Origin of the sequence: Streptomyces sp. NPDC001728 (genome assembly GCF_040297565.1) — a bacterium.
Taxonomy (GTDB): Bacteria; Actinomycetota; Actinomycetes; order Streptomycetales; family Streptomycetaceae; genus Streptomyces.
The window spans coordinates 200,316-217,929 of sequence record NZ_JBEOZK010000011.1; the positions used below are offsets into that span (position 1 = coordinate 200,316).

Annotated in this window: 15 protein-coding genes; all 15 read left to right on the forward strand. The window is 69.8% G+C overall.

The genetic code is table 11. The features are described 5' to 3' along the window. Nucleotides 1–580 precede the first annotated feature (580 nt). The 15 genes from ABT154_RS19000 (at nt 581) to ABT154_RS19070 (ending at nt 17,613) form a co-directional block, all read left to right on the forward strand. Complete coding sequence (locus ABT154_RS19000; RefSeq protein ID WP_019888619.1) at nt 581–940, forward strand: NADH-quinone oxidoreductase subunit A; 360 nt, start codon at nt 581–583, stop codon at nt 938–940. 17 nt (nt 941–957) lie between these two features. Continuing rightward, nucleotides 958–1,512, forward strand: coding sequence for a NuoB/complex I 20 kDa subunit family protein (locus ABT154_RS19005; protein ID WP_024756031.1), 555 nt, complete (start codon nt 958–960; stop codon nt 1,510–1,512). 88 nt (nt 1,513–1,600) lie between these two features. Further along, nucleotides 1,601–2,332: an NADH-quinone oxidoreductase subunit C gene (locus ABT154_RS19010; protein WP_351857982.1), complete on the forward strand. Its 732-nt coding sequence runs from the start codon at nt 1,601–1,603 to the stop codon at nt 2,330–2,332. Next, nucleotides 2,332–3,654 carry an NADH-quinone oxidoreductase subunit D gene (locus ABT154_RS19015; protein ID WP_351857983.1) on the forward strand — a complete coding sequence of 441 codons (1,323 nt, stop codon included), beginning with the start codon at nt 2,332–2,334 and terminating at the stop codon, nt 3,652–3,654. The genes ABT154_RS19010 and ABT154_RS19015 overlap by 1 nt, the downstream gene beginning before the upstream one ends. Beyond that, on the forward strand, nt 3,651–4,391 hold the full coding sequence (gene nuoE, locus ABT154_RS19020) for an NADH-quinone oxidoreductase subunit NuoE (protein WP_351857984.1): 741 nt from the start codon (nt 3,651–3,653) through the stop codon (nt 4,389–4,391). Before ABT154_RS19015 ends, nuoE begins: the two co-directional genes overlap by 4 nt. Then, the gene (nuoF, locus tag ABT154_RS19025; RefSeq protein ID WP_351857985.1) at nt 4,388–5,740 is read left to right on the forward strand and encodes an NADH-quinone oxidoreductase subunit NuoF; all 1,353 of its coding nucleotides are present in this window, start codon (nt 4,388–4,390) and stop codon (nt 5,738–5,740) included. The genes nuoE and nuoF overlap by 4 nt, the downstream gene beginning before the upstream one ends. Beyond that, the gene (locus ABT154_RS19030) at nt 5,737–8,229 is read left to right on the forward strand and encodes an NADH-quinone oxidoreductase subunit G (protein ID WP_351857986.1); all 2,493 of its coding nucleotides are present in this window, start codon (nt 5,737–5,739) and stop codon (nt 8,227–8,229) included. The genes nuoF and ABT154_RS19030 overlap by 4 nt, the downstream gene beginning before the upstream one ends. Next, nucleotides 8,226–9,587, forward strand: a complete 1,362-nt coding sequence (nuoH, locus tag ABT154_RS19035) for an NADH-quinone oxidoreductase subunit NuoH (RefSeq protein ID WP_351857987.1) — start codon at nt 8,226–8,228, stop codon at nt 9,585–9,587. Before ABT154_RS19030 ends, nuoH begins: the two co-directional genes overlap by 4 nt. Beyond that, nucleotides 9,580–10,158, forward strand: coding sequence for an NADH-quinone oxidoreductase subunit NuoI (gene nuoI / locus ABT154_RS19040; protein ID WP_317873595.1), 579 nt, complete (start codon nt 9,580–9,582; stop codon nt 10,156–10,158). Before nuoH ends, nuoI begins: the two co-directional genes overlap by 8 nt. Beyond that, the gene (locus tag ABT154_RS19045; RefSeq protein ID WP_351857988.1) at nt 10,155–10,997 is read left to right on the forward strand and encodes an NADH-quinone oxidoreductase subunit J; all 843 of its coding nucleotides are present in this window, start codon (nt 10,155–10,157) and stop codon (nt 10,995–10,997) included. The genes nuoI and ABT154_RS19045 overlap by 4 nt, the downstream gene beginning before the upstream one ends. Beyond that, nucleotides 10,994–11,293, forward strand: a complete 300-nt coding sequence (nuoK, locus tag ABT154_RS19050) for an NADH-quinone oxidoreductase subunit NuoK (protein WP_137302926.1) — start codon at nt 10,994–10,996, stop codon at nt 11,291–11,293. Before ABT154_RS19045 ends, nuoK begins: the two co-directional genes overlap by 4 nt. 10 nt (nt 11,294–11,303) lie before the next feature. Beyond that, the gene (gene nuoL / locus ABT154_RS19055) at nt 11,304–13,196 is read left to right on the forward strand and encodes an NADH-quinone oxidoreductase subunit L (protein WP_351857989.1); all 1,893 of its coding nucleotides are present in this window, start codon (nt 11,304–11,306) and stop codon (nt 13,194–13,196) included. A 5-nt stretch (nt 13,197–13,201) separates the two neighbouring features. Further along, nucleotides 13,202–14,788, forward strand: coding sequence for an NADH-quinone oxidoreductase subunit M (locus tag ABT154_RS19060; protein WP_351857990.1), 1,587 nt, complete (start codon nt 13,202–13,204; stop codon nt 14,786–14,788). Further along, complete coding sequence (nuoN, locus tag ABT154_RS19065) at nt 14,785–16,446, forward strand: NADH-quinone oxidoreductase subunit NuoN (protein WP_351857991.1); 1,662 nt, start codon at nt 14,785–14,787, stop codon at nt 16,444–16,446. The genes ABT154_RS19060 and nuoN overlap by 4 nt, the downstream gene beginning before the upstream one ends. Before the next feature lie 219 nt (nt 16,447–16,665). Beyond that, a complete protein-coding gene (locus tag ABT154_RS19070) occupies nt 16,666–17,613 on the forward strand; it encodes a helix-turn-helix transcriptional regulator (RefSeq protein WP_351857992.1) in 948 nt (315 codons plus the stop codon). Nucleotide 17,614 lies beyond the last annotated feature (1 nt).

Below are 17,614 nucleotides of genomic sequence, written 5' to 3' on the forward strand. Positions count from 1 at the left end.
TGGCACCCTTATTGACGCCGTAACGGGCAAATCGGGCGCGAGCCATCCGGGCCTTGATCACGGGTTTTCATTGAAAAGTCCGAATTGCCCGACGCTTACCACCTCTTGACGCCGATGGCCAAGCCCCGCTTTTTTCGCGACCTTCGCGGTGTGGTGCAGGTCACACGCCCGTCTCACGAACGCTCGTGAAGGGGCGCACGCGTCCACCCTCGTACGCCGCCCTCCCCGACCGGGCGACGGGCGTTCCTCTATCACCCGTACGCGTCCATCGCCAATTTGCTTGTAATGGCCATCACTTGATAGAGCGACACCCCCTCCGATCAGCGATTTCCGGTCCGGATGTCACATCTGGTGATCACCTGGGCGCTTCGCGCGACAAGATCACCGCTCATCCGACTTCATGATCCTTCGTCAGGTGGTGGAGATCACAAAGTCGTTGGTGTACCCCGTGTCGCAGATCACAGAGGGGCGGGCATAAGATGCGGGGCAGCCGGGCTTGTGAACTGCCTCACATGGGGGCGATCTTTCACATCCGGCCGTGCGGTCCAACGGTCAAGGACGACTGGAAGGAGCGAGGAGCGTGAATGCGTACGCGCCCGTCCTCGTGCTCGGTGCCCTGGGTGCGGGGTTTGCGATCTTCTCCGTGGTCATGGCCACGCTTATCGGGCCAAAGCGGTACAACAGGGCAAAACTTGAGGCGTACGAGTGCGGCATCGAGCCGACGCCCACTCCCGCCGGAGGCGGACGCTTCCCGATCAAGTACTACCTGACGGCGATGCTCTTCATCGTCTTCGACATCGAGATCGTCTTCCTCTACCCCTGGGCCGTCACCTTCGACGCCCTGGGGCTTTTCGGGCTCGTGGAGATGCTGCTCTTCGTGCTCACCGTCTTCGTCGCCTACGCCTACGTGTGGCGTCGCGGCGGCCTGGAATGGGACTGAGGGGCTGAGGGGCACCTATGGGACTCGAAGAGAAACTCCCGAGCGGCTTTCTGCTGACGACGGTCGAACAGGCCGCGGGCTGGGTGCGCAAGGCGTCCGTGTTCCCCGCGACCTTCGGCCTCGCCTGCTGCGCCATCGAGATGATGACCACCGGAGCCGGCCGGTACGACCTGGCCCGCTTCGGCATGGAGGTCTTCCGCGGCTCGCCGCGCCAGGCCGACCTGATGATCGTCGCCGGCCGGGTCAGCCAGAAGATGGCGCCCGTGCTGAGGCAGGTCTACGACCAGATGCCCAACCCCAAGTGGGTCATCTCCATGGGCGTCTGCGCCTCCTCGGGCGGCATGTTCAACAACTACGCGATCGTCCAGGGCGTCGACCACATCGTGCCGGTCGACATCTACCTGCCCGGCTGCCCGCCGCGCCCGGAGATGCTGCTCGACGCGATCCTCAAGCTCCACCAGAAGATCCAGACCTCCAAGCTCGGTGTGAACGCCGAGGAGGCGGCCCGGGAGGCGGAGGAGGCGGCGCTCAAGGCGCTGCCGACCATCGAACTGAAGGGGCTGCTGAGGTGACCGGCGCACGCGCGGCCGCCGGGCCGCAGCAAGCGACGAAGCCGGCACCTCTGCGCCGCGCGGGCGGAGAAGGGAACGGTTCAGCACAGTGAGCGACGAGACACCCAACCCCGAGAAGGACCTCAGCGCGCAGAACCTGCCGGGGCAGCGCGGGGAACACGGCGAGGAGGTCCGCGTCCAGCGCGGCATGTTCGGCGCCAACAACGGCGGCGACACCACCGGCTACGGCGGCCTCGTCCGCTCGATCCGGCTCCCCGGACCGGCCTCCCGCCCCTACGGCGGCTGGTTCGACGAGGTCGCCGACGAACTCGAAGGCGCCCTGGAGGAGCAGGGACTCCTCCCGGACAACGCCGTCGAGCGGACCGTCGTCGACCGCGGCGAGCTCACCTTCCACATCGAGCGCGAGCACCTCGTCCGCGTCGCCCGTACCCTCCGCGACGACCCGGCGCTCCGCTTCGAGCTCTGCACCGGCGTCTCCGGCGTCCACTACCCGGACGACAAGGGCCGCGAGCTGCACGCCGTCTACCACCTGCGTTCGCTCACCCACGGCCGGCTGCTGCGCCTGGAGGTCTCGGCGCCCGACGCCGACCCGCACATCCCGTCCCTGGTCGCCGTCTACCCGACGAACGACTGGCACGAGCGCGAGACGTACGACTTCTTCGGCATCGTCTTCGACGGCCACCCCGCCCTCACCCGGATCATGATGCCGGACGACTGGCAGGGGCACCCGCAGCGCAAGGACTACCCCCTCGGCGGCATCGCCGTCGAATACAAGGGCGCCCAGATCCCGGCTCCGGACCAGCGGAGGTCGTACAGCTGATGTCCACGTCCCACGCGTCTCCCCGAGACACGACAGAAGGCGCCGTCTACACGGTGACCGGCGGCGACTGGGAAGAGGTCGTCCAGTCCGCCGCCAAGGCCGACGACGAGCGCATCATCGTCAACATGGGCCCCCAGCACCCGTCCACCCACGGCGTGCTCCGGCTCATCCTGGAGATCGACGGCGAGACCGTCACCGAGGCCCGCTGCGGCATCGGCTACCTCCACACCGGCATCGAGAAGAACCTCGAGTACCGGACCTGGACGCAGGGCACCACCTTCGTCACGCGCATGGACTACCTGACCTCGTTCTACAACGAGACGGCGTACTGCCTCGGCGTGGAGAAGCTGCTCGGCATCACCGACCAGATCCCGGACCGCGCCAGCATCATCCGCGTCCTGCTGATGGAACTGAACCGGCTCTCCTCCCACCTGGTGTGCATCGCCACCGGCGGCATGGAGCTGGGCGCCACCACGATCATGATCTACGGCTTCCGGGACCGCGAGATGATCCTGGACCTGTACGAGCTGATCACCGGGCTGCGCATGAACCACGCGTTCATCCGCCCCGGCGGCCTCGCCCAGGACCTCCCGCCCGGTGCCGTCGACGCCGTCCGCGAGTTCGTGAAGACCATGAGGAAGAACCTGCCGGAGTACGACAAGCTCGCCACCGGCAACCCCATCTTCAAGGCCCGCATGCAGGACGTCGGCTACCTCGACCTCACCGGCTGCATGGCCCTCGGCGCCACCGGACCGATCCTGCGCTCGGCGGGCCTCCCGCACGACCTGCGCAAGACCGACCCGTACTGCGGCTACGAGAACTACGACTTCGAGGTCCCGACCGCCGACAGCTGCGACTCCTACGGACGCTTCCTCGTCCGCCTGGAGGAGATGCGCCAGTCCCTCCGGATCGTCGAGCAGTGCCTCGACCGCCTGGAGCCGGGCGACGTCATGGTCGCCGACAAGAAGATCGCCTGGCCCGCGCAGCTCGCCCTCGGCGTCGACGGCCTCGGCAACTCCATGGACCACATCAAGAAGATCATGGGCACCTCCATGGAAGCCCTGATCCACCACTTCAAGCTGGTCACCGAGGGCTTCCGGGTCCCCGCCGGGCAGGCCTACGCGGCCGTCGAGTCGCCCAAGGGCGAACTCGGCGTGCACGTCGTCTCCGACGGCGGCACGCGTCCCTTCCGGGTCCACTTCCGTGATCCGTCCTTCACCAACCTCCAGGCCATGGCCGCGATGTGCGAGGGCGGCCAGGTCGCCGATGTCATCGTCGCCGTCGCCTCCATCGACCCCGTGATGGGAGGCGTCGACCGATGACCGACCAGATCAGCCTGGGCATGCCCCAGCTCCCCGCCCCCGCGTACCCGGCCGAGGTCCGCGCCCGCCTGGACGAGGACGCGCGGGCGATCATCGACCGCTACCCGGACTCCCGCTCCGCGCTCCTGCCGATGCTGCACCTCGTGCAGTCGGAGGAGGGCCATGTGACCCGTACCGGCATGGCGTTCTGCGCCGAGACCCTCGGCCTCACCACCGCCGAGGTCACCGCCGTCGCCACCTTCTACACGATGTACCGGCGCAAGCCCTCCGGCGACTACCAGGTCGGCGTCTGCACCAACACGCTCTGCGCGGTCATGGGCGGCGACGCCATCTTCGAGGAGCTCAAGCAGCACCTCGCGGTCGGCAACGACGAGACGACCGAAGACGGCAAGATCACCCTCGAACACATCGAGTGCAACGCCGCCTGCGACTTCGCCCCCGTGGTGATGGTCAACTGGGAGTTCTTCGACAACCAGACCCCCGAGTCCGCCAAGAAGATGGTGGACGACCTGCGGGCCGGCCGGACCGTCGAACCCACCCGCGGCGCCCCGCTCTGCACCTTCAAGGAGACCGCCCGCATCCTCGCCGGCTTCCCCGACGAGCGCCCCGGCGCCGTCGAGGCCACCGGCGGCGCGGGCCCCGCCTCCCTCGTCGGACTCCGTCTCGCCAAGGGCGAGCAGCCGCACCATCGAATCGTCCACCCGCGCGGTGAGACCTCCGGTCAGGAGGGGGAGTGATGACCTTGGCCGCCGAGATCAACAACAGCAGCCCCGAGAAGCTCCTCGCCCCGGTCCTCTCGGCCTTCTGGGACCAGCCCGACTCCTGGACCCTGGAGACCTACGAGCGCCACGAGGGCTACCAGGGACTCCGGCGCGCGCTCGCGATGAGCCCCGACGACCTCATCGCGTACGTCAAGGAATCCGGCCTCCGCGGGCGCGGCGGCGCCGGCTTCCCCACCGGCATGAAGTGGCAGTTCATCCCGCAGGGCGACGGCAAGCCCCACTACCTCGTCGTCAACGCCGACGAGTCCGAGCCCGGCACCTGCAAGGACATCCCCCTCCTCTTCGCCAACCCGCACTCCCTCATCGAGGGAATGATCATCGCCTGCTACGCGATCCGCTCCGAGCACGCGTTCATCTACCTGCGCGGCGAGGTCGTCCCCGTGCTCCGCCGCCTCCACGAGGCCGTCCGCGAGGCCTACGCCGCCGGCTACCTCGGCCGGGACATCCTCGGCAGCGGCCTCGACCTCGAACTCACCGTGCACGCCGGCGCCGGCGCGTACATCTGCGGCGAGGAGACCGCCCTCCTCGACTCGCTCGAAGGGCGCCGCGGCCAGCCCCGGCTGCGCCCGCCCTTCCCCGCGGTCGCCGGTCTGTACGCCTGCCCCACTGTGGTGAACAACGTCGAGTCCATCGCGTCCGTTCCCGCGATCCTCAACCGGGGCAAGGAGTGGTTCACCTCGATGGGCAGCGAGAAGTCCCCGGGCTTCACGCTGTACTCGCTCTCCGGGCACGTCTCCTCGCCCGGCCAGTACGAGGCCCCCCTCGGCATCACCCTGCGCCAGCTCCTCGACATGAGCGGCGGCATGCGCCCCGGCCACCGCCTCAAGTTCTGGACCCCCGGCGGCTCCTCCACCCCCATGTTCACCGAGGAGCACCTCGACGTGCCCCTCGACTACGAGGGCGTCGGCGCCGCCGGATCGATGCTCGGCACCAAGGCGCTCCAGTGCTTCGACGAGACCACCTGCGTCGTCCGGGCCGTCACCCGCTGGACCGAGTTCTACGCCCACGAGTCCTGCGGCAAGTGCACGCCCTGCCGCGAAGGCACGTACTGGCTCGTCCAGTTGCTCCGCGACATCGAGGCCGGCAAGGGCAAGCTGTCCGACCTCGACAAGCTCAACGACATCGCCGACAACATCAACGGCAAGTCGTTCTGCGCCCTCGGCGACGGCGCCGCCTCGCCGATCTTCTCCTCGCTCAAGTACTTCCGCGAGGAGTACGAGCAGCACATCACCGGCCGGGGCTGCCCCTTCGACCCGGCCAAGTCGACCGCCTGGGCGGACAACCACAAGGAGGTGACCGCATGACCGTCATCGCGTCCACCCCCAGCGGCGGCGCACCGGTACCGCCCGCGGACCTGGTCACGCTGACCATCGACGGCATCGAGATCTCCGTCCCCAAGGGGACCCTGGTCATCCGCGCCGCCGAACAGCTCGGCATCGAGATCCCACGCTTCTGCGACCACCCCCTCCTCGACCCCGCGGGCGCCTGCCGCCAGTGCATCGTCGAGGTCGAGGGCCAGCGCAAGCCGATGGCCTCCTGCACCATCACCTGCACCGACGGCATGGTGGTGAAGTCACAGCTGACCAGCCCCGTCGCCGAGAAGGCCCAGCACGGCGTGATGGAGCTGCTGCTCGTCAACCACCCGCTGGACTGCCCGGTCTGCGACAAGGGCGGCGAGTGCCCCCTGCAGAACCAGGCCATGTCCCACGGACAGGCCGAGTCCCGCTTCGAGGGCGTCAAGCGCACCTACGAGAAGCCGATCCCGATCTCCACCCAGGTCCTGCTGGACCGCGAACGCTGCGTGCTCTGCGCCCGCTGCACCCGCTTCTCCAACCAGGTCGCCGGCGACCCGATGATCGAACTCATCGAGCGCGGCGCCCTCCAGCAGGTCGGCACCGGCGAGGGCGACCCCTTCGAGTCGTACTTCTCCGGCAACACGATCCAGATCTGCCCGGTCGGCGCCCTCACCTCGGCCGCCTACCGCTTCCGCTCCCGCCCCTTCGACCTGGTCTCCTCGCCGTCGGTGTGCGAGCAGTGCGCCGGCGGCTGCGCCACCCGCACCGACCACCGCCGGGGCAAGGTCATGCGGCGGCTCGCCGCCGACGACCCGGAGGTCAACGAGGAGTGGATCTGCGACAAGGGCCGCTTCGGCTTCCGCTACGCCCAGCAGCGCGACCGGCTCACCACCCCGCTGGTCCGCAACACCGACACCGGTGAACTGGAGCCGGCCTCCTGGCCGGAGGCCCTGGAGGCCGCCGCCCGCGGCCTCGTCCGGGGACGCACCGGTGTCCTCGCCGGCGGCAGGCTGACCGTCGAGGACTCCTACGCGTACGCCAAGTTCGCCCGCGTCGCCCTCGACACCCACGACATCGACTTCCGGGCCCGGATCCACTCCGGCGAGGAAGCCGACTTCCTGGCCTCCGCCGTCGCCGGACGCGGCCGGGACCTGGACGGCACGGGCGTCACGTACACCTCGCTCGAAGCCGCCCCCGCCGTCCTCCTCGTCGGCCTGGAATCCGAGGAGGAGGCCCCCGGCGTCTTCCTGCGGCTCCGCAAGGCCTGGCGCAAGCACGGCCAGAAGACGTACGCCGTCGCCTCCTTCGCCACCCGCGGCCTGGAGAAGGCCGGCGGCACCCTGCTGCCCGCCGCCCCCGGCACCGAGACCGAATGGCTCGACGCCCTCACCTCCCGGGTCGGCCTCGAAGGCGACGGACTCGCCGCCGCCGAGGCCCTCCGCCAGGAAGGCTCCGTCCTCGCCGTCGGCGAACGCCTCGCCGGCGTCCCCGGCGCGCTGACCGCCGCCCTGCGTGCCTCGGCCGCCACCGGCGCCCGGCTCGTCTGGATCCCGCGCCGCTCCGGTGAACGCGGAGCCGTCGAGGCCGGAGCGCTCCCCGCGCTGCTCCCCGGCGGCCGGCCCGCGACCCACCCGCGCGCCCGGGAGGAGGTCGCCGCCGTCTGGGGCGTCCGCGAACTCCCGCACGGCTACGGCCGCGACACCGGCCAGATCGTCGAGGCCGCCGCCACCGGCGAACTCGCCGCCCTGCTCGTCGGCGCCGTCGGAGTCTCCGACCTGCCCGACCCGGCACGCGCGCGCGAAGCCCTGGACGCGGCCTTCGTCGTCTCCCTGGAGCTGCGCCCCAGCGAGGTCACCGCACGCGCCGACGTCGTCCTGCCGGTCGCCGCCGTCGCCGAGAAGCCCGGCACCTTCCTCAACTGGGAGGGCAGGGCACGGATGTTCGAAGCCGCGCTCAAGCCCGAGCAGATGACCCGGCCGCTCGCGCCGACCGACACCCGCGTGCTCCACATGCTCGCCGACGCCCTCGACGCCCACCTGGGCCTGCCCGACCTCAGGGCCGTACGCCGGGAACTCGACCGGTTCGCCGGCTGGACCGACGAGCGGGCCTCCGAGCCCAGCGAGCCCGGCCAGGCCGCGGCCCGGCCCGGCGACGGCGAGGCCGTCCTCGCCGGACACCGGTTGCTGCTCGACCTCGGCCGGCTCCAGGAGGGCGACACCGCACTCGCCGGAACCCGGCACCCGGCCGTCGCCCGGCTCTCCGCCGCCACCGCCGCCGACACCGGCGTCAAGGACGGCGACCTCCTCGAAGTCACCGGCCCCGCGGGCTCCGTTGCCTTCCCGCTCCAGGTCACCGAGATGCCCGACCGGGTCGTCTGGGTGCCGCTGAACTCGGCCGGCCGGGGCGTCCTCTCCGACACCGGCGCCCACCCGGGCGACCCGGTCCGCATCGGCCCGGCGACCCCGAGCCCCGTCGATGTCACGGAGGTGCAGGCATGACCACGCCGCTCGCCGCTGAAGACCTGTCCATGTTCGGTACGGACCCCTGGTGGCTCGTCCTGATCAAGGCCGTCTTCTGCTTCGCCTTCCTGATGATCACGGTGCTCTTCTCCATCGTGTGGGAGCGCAAGGTCGTCGCCTGGATGCAGCTGCGCATCGGCCCCAACCGGCACGGCCCCTGGGGCCTCCTCCAGTCCCTCGCGGACGGCATCAAGCTGATGCTCAAGGAGGACGTGGTCGTCAAGAAGGCCGACAAGGTCGTCTACATCCTCGCGCCGATCATCGCCGCCGCCCCCGCGTTCATGGCGATCGCCGTGATCCCCTTCGGCCCGGCCGGCAACGAGGTCTCGATCTTCGGCCACCGCACCGCGATGCAGCTCACCGACCTGCCGATCGCGATGCTGTACGTCCTCGCGATCGCCTCCGTCGGCATCTACGGCATCGTCCTCGCCGGCTGGTCCTCCGGATCCACGTACCCGCTGCTCGGCGGCCTCCGCTCCTGCGCGCAGATGATCTCGTACGAGATCGCCATGGGCGCCGCCTTCGCCTCCGTCTTCCTCTACTCCGGGTCGATGTCGACCTCGAAGATCGTCGAGGCGCAGGCGGACCGCTGGTTCATCATCCTGCTGCCGGTCTCGTTCATCATCTACATCGTCACGATGGTCGGCGAGACCAACCGCGCCCCGTTCGACATGCCGGAGTCCGAGGGCGACCTCGTCGGCGGCTTCAACACCGAGTACTCCTCCATCAAGTTCGCGATGTTCATGCTCGCCGAGTACGTGAACATGGTGACGGTCTCGGCCGTGTCGGTGACCCTCTTCCTGGGCGGCTGGCGGGCCCCGTACCCGATCTCCACCTTCTGGGAGGGCGCGAACCACGGCTGGTGGCCGATGCTCTGGTTCGTCATCAAGGTGCAGCTGCTGCTGTTCTTCTTCATCTGGCTCCGCGGCACCCTGCCCCGCGTCCGCTACGACCAGCTGATGAAGCTCGGCTGGAAGGTCCTCATCCCGGTCTCCGTGGTCTGGCTGATGCTGGTCGCCACCGTCCGGGCGCTGCGGAACGAGAACATCGCCTTCACCAACATCGTCCTGTACGTCGCCGGAGCCGTCCTCGGACTGCTGCTGCTCTCCTTCGTGATCGACGTGTTCCGCGACCGGAAGGCGAAGGCGACCACCGCCCGGCCCGCCGAGGAGCGCGCCTTCGACCCGATGGCCGGCGGCTTCCCCGTACCGCCCAAGCCCGGACAGTCCCTGCCGCCCGTGCCCCGGCGCAGGCCGCGGCACGACCGGGACCTCGTGGCCAGCGGGGCCTCCGACACTGCCACTGCGACTGAGGGAAAGGAGACGGACGGTGTCTGACTTCCAGAATCCGGTGGCCGGCTTCGGCGTGACCTTCAAGGCCATGTTCAAGAAGCGGCTGACCGAGCAGTACCCGGAGCAGCAGAAGACGACGGCGCCCCGCTTCCACGGCCGGCACCAGCTCAACCGTCACCCCGACGGCCTGGAGAAGTGCATCGGCTGCGAGCTGTGCGCCTGGGCCTGTCCCGCCGACGCCATCTACGTGGAGGGCGCGGACAACACCGACGAGGAGCGCTACTCGCCCGGCGAGCGCTACGGCCGCGTCTACCAGATCAACTACGCCCGCTGCATCCTGTGCGGGCTGTGCATCGAGGCCTGCCCCACCCGGGCGCTGACGATGACCAACGAGTTCGAACTGGCCGACTCCTCCCGCGAGAACCTGATCTACACCAAGGAACAGCTCCTCGCGGGCCTTGAGGACACCATGGTCGACACCCCGCACGCGATCTTCCCCGGCATGACCGAGACGGACTACTACCGGGGTCTGGTCGAGGAGGCCGCTCCCGGCACCGTCCGCCAGGTCGCCGTGTCCAAGGGAGAGACGGGCGAGCCGGAAGAGGTGGACGCATGAGCGCCCACCTCGCGGCCGCAGTGACACTCTCTGCCGGGACGTCTTCGGGAGAGGCCTTCCAGTTCTGGGTCCTCGGCACCGTCGCCGTCATCGGCGCCCTCTGCACGATCCTGATGAGGCGGGCCGTCCACTCGGCGCTCTGCCTCGCCGGAACCATGATCATCCTCGCGGTCTTCTACCTGGCCAACGGGGCGTACTTCCTCGGCATCGTCCAGATCGTCGTCTACACCGGCGCGATCATGATGCTCTTCCTCTTCGTCGTCATGCTGGTCGGTGTCACGGCCGCGGACTCGCTGAAGGAGACCATCAAGGGCCAGCGCTGGTGGGCCGTCCTCTGCGGACTCGGCTTCGGCGTCCTGCTCGCCGCCGGCATCGGCAACGCCTCGCTGACGGAGTTCACCGGACTCGGCGCCGCCAACAGCGCGCGCGGCGGAAACGTCGAGGGCCTCGCCGCCCTCATCTTCACCAAGTACGTCTTCGCCTTCGAGATCACCGGCGCGCTGCTCATCACCGCCGCCGTCGGCGCGATGGTGCTCACCCACCGCGAGCGCACCGAGAAGGCGCGCACCCAGCGCGAACTCGCCGAGCAGCGCGTACGCGAGGGCACCCACGTGCCGCCGCTGCCCGCCCCCGGCGTCTACGCCCGGCACAACGCCGTGGACATCGCCGGTCTGCTGCCCGACGGCACCCCGTCGGAGCTCACCGTCATGCAGACCCTGCGCAAGCGGGGCCAGATCCGCGACGTGTCCACCGAGGCGATGGCCGACCTCAAGGCCCTGGAGCAGCGCTCCGAGGAGCGGCTCGGCCGGGACCGGGACGAAGAGGAGGCCACCCGGTGAACCCCGTCAACTACCTGTACCTCGCCGCCCTGCTGTTCACCATCGGTGCGACCGGGGTACTGATCCGGCGCAACGCGATCGTGGTCTTCATGTGCGTCGAGCTGATGCTCAACGCCTGCAACCTCGCGTTCGTCACCTTCTCCCGCATGCACGGAAACCTCGACGGCCAGATCATCGCGTTCTTCACGATGGTCGTCGCCGCCGCGGAGGTCGTCGTCGGGCTCGCGATCATCGTGTCCGTCTTCCGTGCCCGCCACTCGGCCTCGGTCGACGACGCCAGCCTGATGAAGCTGTGAGGGGCTGACCGTGGAAAATCTCATTGCGCTGCTCATCGGGGCACCCCTGCTCGGCGCCGCCGTCCTGCTCTGCGGCGGCAAGCGGCTCGACAGGTCCGGGCACTGGATCGGCACGCTGTTCGCGGCCGTCTCCTTCGTGATCGGCCTGACGCTCTTCGCCGACATGCTCGGCAAGGCCGCCGACGACCGGGCCCTGCACCAGCGGCTCTTCACCTGGATCCCCGTCGAGGGCTTCCAGGCGGACATGGCCTTCCAGCTCGACCAGCTGTCGATGACCTTCGTCCTGCTGATCAGCGGGGTCGGCACGCTCATCCACGTCTACTCCATCGGCTACATGGAGCACGACGAGCGCCGCCGCCGCTTCTTCGGCTACCTCAACCTGTTCGTCGCGGCGATGCTCCTGCTCGTCCTCGCCGACAACTACCTGCTCCTGTACTTCGGCTGGGAGGGCGTCGGCCTCGCCTCGTACCTCCTGATCGGCTTCTGGCAGCACAAGCCCACCGCGGCGACCGCCGCGAAGAAGGCCTTCCTGGTCAACAGGGTCGGCGACATGGGTCTCTCCATCGCCATCATGATCATGTTCACCACCTTCGGCACCTTCGCCTTCGGCCCGGTGCTCGGAGCGGCCGACGAGCCCTCCCAGGGCAAGATGACCGCGATCGGTCTGATGCTGCTCCTCGCCGCCTGCGGCAAGTCGGCCCAGGTGCCGCTGCAGTCCTGGCTCGGGGACGCGATGGAGGGCCCGACCCCGGTCTCGGCCCTCATCCACGCGGCCACCATGGTGACCGCCGGTGTCTATCTGATCGTCCGCTCCGCCGACATCTTCAACGCGGCCCCCGACGCCCAGCTCGTCGTCACCGTGGTCGGCGCCGTCACGCTCCTCTTCGGTGCGATCGTCGGTTGCGCGAAGGACGACATCAAGAAGGCCCTCGCCGGCTCGACGATGTCGCAGATCGGCTACATGATCCTGGCGGCCGGCCTCGGCCCCATCGGCTACGTCTTCGCGATCATGCACCTGGTGACCCACGGTTTCTTCAAGGCCGGGCTCTTCCTCGGTGCCGGTTCGGTCATGCACGGCATGAACGACGAGGTCGACATGCGGAAGTACGGCGGCCTGCGGAAGTACATGCCGGTCACCTTCGTCACCTTCGGCCTCGGCTACCTCGCGATCATCGGCTTCCCCGGCCTGTCCGGCTTCTTCTCCAAGGACAAGATCATCGAGGCGGCCTTCGCCAAGGGCGGCGCCGAGGGCTGGATCCTCGGCTCGGTCACCCTGCTGGGCGCGGCCATCACCGCGTACTACATGACCCGCGTGATGCTGATGACCTTCTTCGGCGAGAAGCGCTGGCAGCCGGACGCCGACGGCAACCCGCCGCACCCGCACGAGTCGCCCAGGTCCATGGTCATCCCGATGGTCCTGCTGGCCGTCGGCTCGGTCGCCGGAGGCGCGTTCTTCGAGTTCGCCGGGTTCGTCGAATGGCTGGAGCCGGTCACCGGCTTCGCGCACGGCCACTCGCCGCTCAGCGCCGCCGCCGTCACCACCGCCACCGTCGCCGTCATGGTGATCGGCGTCGGCCTCGCCTACCTCCAGTACGGACGCAAGCCCGTCCCGGTGGTCGCCCCGCGCGGCTCGCTCCTCACCAGGGCCGCCCGCCGCGACCTCCTCCAGGACGACTTCAACCACGCCGTCTTCGTCACCGGCGGCACCCACCTGACCCGCTCGCTGGTCTACGTCGACCACTCCCTGGTCGACGGCGTGGTCAACGGCACCGCGGCCGGCGTCGGCGGACTCTCCGGCCGGCTGCGCAAGCTCCAGAACGGCTACGCCCGCTCGTACGCGGTCTCCATGTTCGGAGGTACGGCGGTGCTGATCGCCGCGACCCTGCTGATGAGGGCGGTGTAACCCAGATGTCCTTCCCGCTCCTGACGGTGACGGCTGCGGTTCCGGCGGTCGGTGCGATCCTCACCGCCGCCGTCCCCGCCGCCCGCCGCACCGCCGCCAAGTGGCTGGCGCTGCTGGTCTCGCTCGCCACGCTCGTGCTCGCCGCCGTCGTCTTCGTACGGTTCGAGCCCGGCGGCGACCGCTACCAGCTCGTCGAGTCGCACTCCTGGATCAAGGACTTCGGCGTCCGGTACGAACTCGGGGTCGACGGCATCGGGGTGGCGCTCATCGCGCTCACCGCGCTGCTGATCCCGTTCATCGTGCTGGCCGGCTGGCACGACGCCGACCCCCTGGAGACCTCCTCGAAGAGGTGGCGGCCGACGCAGGGCTTCTTCGCCCTGATCCTCATGGTCGAGGCGATGGTGATCCTCTCCTTCGAGGCCACCGACGTCTTCCTCTTCTACATCCTGTTCGAAGCCATGCTCATCCCGATGTACTTCCTCATCGGCGGCTTCGGCGACCGCGCCCACACGGGCTCCGACGAGAACGCGGCGGCCCAGCGCTCCTACGCGGCCGTCAAGTTCCTCCTCTACAACCTGGTCGGCGGCCTGATCATGCTGGCCGCCGTCATCGGGCTCTACGTGGTCGCGGGGAACTTCTCGCTCACCGAGATCGCCGAGGCCCGCGCCAACGGCACGCTCGACATGGCGACCAGCACCGAGCGGTGGCTGTTCCTCGGCTTCTTCTTCGCCTTCGCGGTGAAGGCGCCGCTCTGGCCGCTGCACACCTGGCTGCCGAACGCGATGGGGGAGGCCACCGCCCCGGTCGCCGTCCTCATCACCGCCGTCGTCGACAAGGTCGGCACCTTCGCGATGCTCCGCTTCTGCCTCGGGCTCTTCCCCGAGGCGTCGAAGTGGGCCACGCCCGCGATCGTCGTCCTCGCCCTCATCAGCATCGTCTACGGGGCACTGGTCGCGGTCGGCCAGCGGGACATCAAGCGGCTGGTCGCCTACGCGTCGATCTCGCACTTCGGCTTCATCATCCTGGGCATCTTCGCGATGACCACCCAGGGCCAGTCCGGTGCCACGCTCTACATGGTCAACCACGGCATCTCGACCGCCGCCCTGATGCTCGTCGCCGGCTTCCTGATCTCCCGGCGCGGCTCGCGGCTCATCGCCGACTACGGCGGGGTGCAGAAGGTCGCCCCGGTGCTCGCCGGCACCTTCCTGATCGGCGGGCTCGCGACCCTGTCGCTGCCCGGACTCGCGCCGTTCGTCAGCGAGTTCCTGGTGCTGGTCGGCACATATGCCCGATACCCGGTGGCCGGTGTCATCGCCACCACCGGCATCGTCCTGGCCGCCCTCTACACCCTCGTCCTCTACCAGCGGACGATGACCGGGCCGGTGAAGGAGGAGGTCCGGGAGCTGCCCGACCTGCGGGTGCGTGAACTGGCGGTGGTCGTCCCGCTGATCGCCGTCCTGATCTTCCTCGGGGTCTTCCCGAAGCCGCTGACGGACGTCGTCAACCCGGCCGTGCAGCACACCATGTCCGACGTCCAGCAGAAGGATCCCCAGCCTTCTGTGCCTATTCAGAAGGTGGAGGCGGCCAAGTGAGCACATCCGCCGTCGCATCCTCTGTCCACAGCCTGTGGACGACCGCAGCCGAGCCGCTGGACAAGATCCCGGCACCCCACATCGAGTACACCCAGCTCTCACCCGTACTCATCGTGCTCGGCGCCGCGCTCATCAGCGTCCTCGTCGAGGCCTTCGTGCCCCGCAAGGGCCGCTATCACAGCCAGGTCTTCCTCAGCGTCGTGGCGCTCGTCGCCGCGTTCGCCGCGATCGTCGCCCTGGCCGCCGGCGGCTACGGCTCCACCAAGGCCCACATCGCGGCCATGGGCGCCATCGCCGTCGACGGGCCCGCCCTCTTCCTCCAGGGCACCATTCTCCTCGCCTCGATCGTCGCGATCTTCACCTTCGCCGAGCGCAGGCTCGACCCGGCCGACCACGGCCACCGGATCGACTCCTTCGCCGCCGATGCCGCCGCCGTCCCCGGCAGCGACCACGAACGGGCCGCGACCGAGGCCGGGTTCACCACCACCGAGGTCTTCCCGCTCGCCCTCTTCGCCATCGCCGGCATGCTGGTCTTCCCGGCCGCCAACGACCTCCTGACGCTCTTCGTCGCCCTGGAGGTCTTCTCCCTCCCGCTGTACCTGCTCTGCGCCGTCGCCCGCCGCAGGCGGCTGATGTCACAGGAGGCGGCCGTCAAGTACTTCCTGCTCGGCGCCTTCTCCTCGGCCTTCCTGCTCTTCGGGATCGCCCTGCTCTACGGCTACGCGGGCTCCGTCTCGTACGCCACCATCGCCCAGGTCGTCGACGGCTCGATCGCCTCCGTGAACCCGGCGCTCGCCGACACCATGGGCAACGACGTGCTGCTGCTCATCGGCTTCGCGATGGTCCTCATGGGGCTCCTCTTCAAGGTCGGCGCCGTGCCGTTCCACATGTGGACCCCGGACGTCTACCAGGGCGCCCCGACCCCGGTCACCGGCTTCATGGCCGCCGCGACCAAGGTCGCCGCGTTCGGCGCGCTGCTCCGCCTGCTGTACGTGGTGCTGCCCGGCCTCACCTGGGACTGGCGGCCGGTCATGTGGGGCGTCGCGATCGTCACCATGCTGGGCGGCGCGATCGTCGCCATCACCCAGACCGACATCAAGCGGCTCCTCGCGTACTCCTCGATCGCGCACGCGGGCTTCCTGCTCGCGGGTGTCATCGCGGCCACCCCGAGCGGCATCTCGTCGGTCCTGTTCTACCTGGGCGCCTACTCCTTCGTGACCATCGGCGCGTTCGCCGTCGTCACGCTGGTCAGGGACGCGGGCGGCGAGGCCACCCACCTCTCCAAGTGGGCCGGGCTCGGGCGCCGTTCGCCGCTCGTCGCGGCGGTCTTCGCGGTCTTCCTGCTCGCCTTCGCCGGCATCCCGCTGACCTCCGGCTTCGCCGGGAAGTTCGCGGTCTTCAAGGCGGCGGCGGAGGGCGGCGCCGGCGCGCTGGTCGTGGTCGGTGTGATCTCCTCGGCCATCGCCGCGTTCTTCTACATCCGGGTGATCGTGCTGATGTTCTTCAGCGAGCCGAAGGCGGACGGCCCCACGGTCGCCGTGCCGTCGGCGCTGACGACGATCACCATCACGGCGGGTGTGGCGGTCACCCTGGTGCTCGGCCTCGCGCCGCAGTACTTCCTGGACCTGGCCAACCAGGCGAGCGTCTTCGTCCGGTAGACGCCACGCGCGAAGGGCCCGGCTCGGGGGCGAGCCGGGCCCTTCCGCGTGCCCGCTCCTCCCCTGAGCCCGGGGGGCCGAGCCCGCGTGAGGAGCCTGGTCCGCCCGGCCGAGGTACCGCACGCGGGGGTGACCCATGGGAGGTGCCCGTGCCATGGTGGGAAGGGCCTCAATGGTCTGTACCACCTGGCCCGTCCGCCCACGAGGGAGAACGGCACGATGCGCGACAGCACCGCGTTACCGGGGACCCCCTGCGCCGTCCCGAGAGCGGGCGACCCGCCCATGCACCGGCTGGAGGTCCGGGTGTCCGACCGGACGCCGTTCGCCGCCGGGACCTTCGACACCATCGGCCCGCTGGCCAGGGCCTCCTTCCCCCACCGGCACACCTTCCACGAGATCGTCCACGTCACCGCGGGCACCGGCACCCATGTCGTCGACCTCGCCCGCTGGGAGATCCGCCCGCCCCACCTCGGCCTCGTCCTCCCCGGACAGCTGCACCACTGGGAGGACGCCCGCGGCCTCGACGGCAGCGTCGTCCTCTTCACCGACGCCTTCCTCCTCGACCACCCCGGAGACCGGGACCTCCTGCGCCGCCTCGGCGAACGCCCCTGGCTCAGCCTCGACGGACCCGCGCACGCCCGCACCGGCCGTCTGATGGCCGAACTCGTCGAGGAGTACGGGCACGGCGCCGACGGCTTCGAGACCGTCCTGCGCTCCCTGCTGCACGTCCTCCTGGTCCGGGCGGCCCGGCTGCCCGGCCCGGACACGGCTCCCGCCCCCGGTGCGCCGCCGCCCGGCCGGACCGCCGCGGACGCCGTCGCCGCGGAGTTCGCCCGGCTCCTCGCCCGCACCGGGAGCGACGGCCTGCCCGTCCGCGCGTACGCCGACCGGCTCGGCGTCAGCCCCGGCTACCTCACCGAGGCCGTCCGCGCCGCCACCGGCCGCACCCCGGGCGCCCTGCTCCGCGAGGCCCGCACCCGCGAGGCCCAACGCCTGCTGGCCCGTACCGAACTGTCCATCCGTCAGATCGCCGCCCGGACCGGATTCAGCGACCCCGCGTACTTCTGCCGCTTCTTCCGCCGCGAGACCGGCACCAGCCCCGGAGCCTTCCGGAAACACCACGACCGCCGCGCTCCGTCCCTCGAACCCGCCGCCCCGCCCGCCTAGG